1 protein-coding gene and 1 pseudogene are annotated in these 2,874 nt (G+C 72.3%); both read left to right on the forward strand.

Features of this window, described 5'->3' with window-relative positions:
* Positions 1 to 455: pseudogene (locus tag CCN35_RS28925) on the forward strand (hypothetical protein); the annotation flags it as partial.
* 257 nt (positions 456 to 712) lie between these two features.
* On the forward strand, positions 713 to 2,791 hold the full coding sequence (locus CCN35_RS15675; protein ID WP_067398184.1) for a PhoX family protein: 2,079 nt from the start codon (positions 713 to 715) through the stop codon (positions 2,789 to 2,791).
* The last annotated feature ends 83 nt before the right edge of the window (positions 2,792 to 2,874 follow it).

Here is a 2,874-nt window from a genome sequence, read left to right on the forward strand (position 1 = left end):
CCGACGCCTCGGCCGACGCCTTGGACGGCGTCCCGGGCGATGCCTCAGCCGGTGCCTTTGGTGCCGGCTGCTCCGTCGAGCGGGCGGGCTCCGGCACCCTCACCTTGTCGAAGGCCTCCGAGACGAGGTCGTGCTCCTCACGGGGTTCCGGGACGGAGGGCGTGGGCTTCGGCGCGGCCTCGGAGGGCGAGGACGAGGAAGAGGGGGAAGAGGACGAGGACGGGGAAGAAGGCGAGGAGGGGGAGGACGGCGACGGGAGCTTCGGGGACGGGGTCGCGGCCGTGGTCGGCTCCGGGGCCGGCTCGGGCGGCGCCGGGGTGGCCTCGGCCGCATCGCGCGTCTCGGCGGCCTGCGCCGCACCCTCCGCCTCGGCGGCCCTCGCTCTACGTGACCGCCCGAACGCGTTCCGCAAGAGAGTGAGAATGCCCATGTGCGCAACCCTTCGCATGAGTTGAAGCCCGTCAATCCCTGGCCAGGACGGACACGTAAGGTTAGCTGCCCTCATGGGCGATCTTGGGCAGGGTGGGGTGTTTGGTGCTGCAGCTGTCAAGAGCGGCATCCGGCCCTCGTACGGCGCCGTACGACGCTCTCCGGCCAACTTCCCCGATGATGCCGCGGGTTCTTCACCCGTCGTTCATCCTGGCGCCCGGTTGTCGCACATACGCACTCCTACGGTTCGCATCGGCACCCCGGGCACCCAAGGAGAGAACCCATGCGCAAGCTGCTGCCGTTGATCGGAACGCCCTCCGCCGCACACCCCGGCGGACGGTCCGCCCTGACCTGTCGTTTCCGGTGTGGTGACGCCTGTTTCCACGAGGTGCCCAACACCAGCTCCAACGAGTACGCCGGCGATGTCATCGCCGGTGCGCTCGCGCGCCGTTCGATGCTGCGGGCCGCCGCGGTCGTCACCGTCGCCGCCGCGACCGGCACGGCGGCCGCCGCCGGAGCCCCTCCGGCCGGGGCCGCGGCCCACCGCCCGGCGGCTCCCGCGTCCGCCCGGAAGAAGCCCTCCGCGGCACGCGGACTGCGGTTCGCGCCGGTCCCGCCCAACACGGCCGACACCGTCACCGTCCCCGAGGGGTACCGCCAGAACGTCGTCATCCGCTGGGGAGACCCCATTCTGCGCGGGGCGCCCGCCTTCGACCCGGAGAGACAGAGCGCCACGGCGCAGGCCGGGCAGTTCGGGTACAACTGCGACTTCCTGGCGCTGCTGCCCCTCAAGGGCGAGCGGGGCCGTCAGCTGCTCGTCGCCAATCACGAGTACACCAACGAGATCCTGATGTTCCGCGGGTACGACTCCGAGAACCCCACCCGCGAACAGGTCGAGATCTCCTGGGCCGCGCACGGGCTGTCCGTGGTCGTCGTCGAGGAGGACCGCGGGAGCGGGAGGCTGACCCCCGTCCCGCGGCACCCGCTCAACCGGCGCCTCACCGCCACCACCGAGTTCCGGCTCACCGGGCCCGTCGCCGGGTCGGACCTGGTGAGGACCTCCGCCGACCCGGGCGGCACCAGGGTGCTCGGCACGCTCAACAACTGCGCCGGCGGCACGACGCCGTGGGGCACGACCCTGCACGGCGAGGAGAACTTCAACCAGTACTTCGCGAACGGCAGCCGGGCGACCGACCGGCGGTACGGCGTCGGAAGCGGCTCCACCGAGCGCAAGTGGGAGCGGTTCGACAAGCGGTTCGACCTCGCGCAGGAGCCGAACGAGGTGCACCGGTTCGGGTACGTGGTCGAGCTCGACCCGTACGACCCGACCTCCACGCCGCGCAAGCACACCGCGCTCGGACGGTTCAAGCACGAGGGGGCGACCGTGCGGCTGACGCACGACGGGCGGCCGGTCGTGTACTCCGGGGACGACGAGCGGTTCGAGTACTTCTACAAGTTCGTCGGCAGCAAGCGGATGCGGCACGGCACCAGCCGCTCCGCGCGGGAGCACAACCTGACGCTGCTCGACGAGGGCACGCTGTACGTCGCCAGGCTCACCGGCGACTCGCCCGCCCTCGAGATCGACGGCAGCGGCAGGCTCCCGGAGGACGGCGAGTTCGACGGCAGCGGCGAGTGGATCCCGCTGGCCACCGCCACCGCCGACGGCGCCGTCTCGCACGTCGAGGGCATGACCGCCGAGGAGGTCTTCGTCTTCACCCGCCTCGCCGCCGACAAGGTGGGCGCCACGAAGATGGACCGGCCCGAGGACGTCGAGCCCAACCCGGTCACCGGCAAGGTCTATGTCGCGCTGACCAACAACTCCCGCCGCGGTGTCGACTCCAACCCCGCGGCGGACGAGGCCAACCCGCGCAACGCCAACAAGCACGGCCACGTCCTGGAGCTGACCGAGCGCTGGAACCGGCCGGAGAGCACGAGGTTCGCCTGGTCGCTGTTCCTGGTCGCGGGCGACCCGAAGGACCCGTCGACCTACTTCGCCGGGTTCCCGAAGGACTCCGTCAGCCCCATCTCCTGCCCGGACAACGTCGCCTTCGACGCCCACGGCAATCTGTGGATCGCCACCGACGGCAACGCCCTCGGCTCCCACGACGGCCTGTTCGGCGTCGCCACACGCGGGGACCGGCGCGGTGAGCTGAGGCAGTTCCTGACCGTGCCCAGGGGCGCGGAGACCTGCGGGCCGGTCATCCAGGACCGGCGTGTGCTGATCGCCGTGCAGCACCCGGGCGAGGTGGACGGGGCGTCGGTGGAGAGGCCGGCCAGCACCTGGCCCGACGGTCCCGGCACCTACACCCGGCCGGCCGTGGTCGCGGTGTGGCGGGCGGACGGGGGCGCCATCGGCGTGTGAGTCGGGTGTGCGGGACGCCGCCCGGCGCGGGCACCCCGCGGGCCCCCGGCCCGGCACTCCGGGGTGCCCGCATTCCCCTGCGC

This window comes from Streptomyces thermovulgaris, from assembly GCF_002155915.1.
In the GTDB taxonomy this organism is placed as follows: Bacteria; Actinomycetota; Actinomycetes; order Streptomycetales; family Streptomycetaceae; genus Streptomyces; species Streptomyces thermovulgaris.